Origin of the sequence: Shigella sp. FC1567 (genome assembly GCF_001743015.1) — a bacterium.
Lineage (GTDB): Bacteria > Pseudomonadota > Gammaproteobacteria > Enterobacterales > Enterobacteriaceae > Escherichia > Escherichia coli.
In genome coordinates, this window is record NZ_MIIV01000398.1 from 1 (window position 1) to 451 (window position 451).

At 52.5% G+C, this 451-nt stretch carries 1 pseudogene; it reads left to right on the forward strand.

The window, feature by feature from the left end:
- Positions 1-451: pseudogene (locus tag BHE85_RS18530) on the forward strand (IS66 family transposase); the annotation flags it as partial.

Here is a 451-nt window from a genome sequence, read left to right on the forward strand (position 1 = left end):
TGTGGCGGTGAGCTGGATTATCTGGGGGAAGTCAGCGCAGAACAACTGGAACTGGTGAGCAGCGCTCTGAAAGTGATCCGCACAGAACGGGTAAAAAAAAGCCTGTACAAAATGTGACTGAATCGTTGAAGCACCGGCACCATCCCGTCCGATAGAGCGTGGTATCGCGGGCCCGGGGTTACTTGCCCGCGTGCGCGTGTTAACGGGAAAATACTGCGAACACCTGCCACTGTATCGTCAGAGTGAAATTTTTGCCCGTCAGGGTGTCGAACTGAGCCGTGCATTACTCTCCAACTTGGTTGACGCGTGCTGCCAGTTAATGACGCCGCTGAATGATGCTCTGTACCGTTATGTAATGAACAGCCGCAAAGTTCACACTGATGACACACCAGTAAAAGTGCTGGCACCGGGCAGGAAGAAGGCGAAAACAGGATATATCTGGACGTATGTC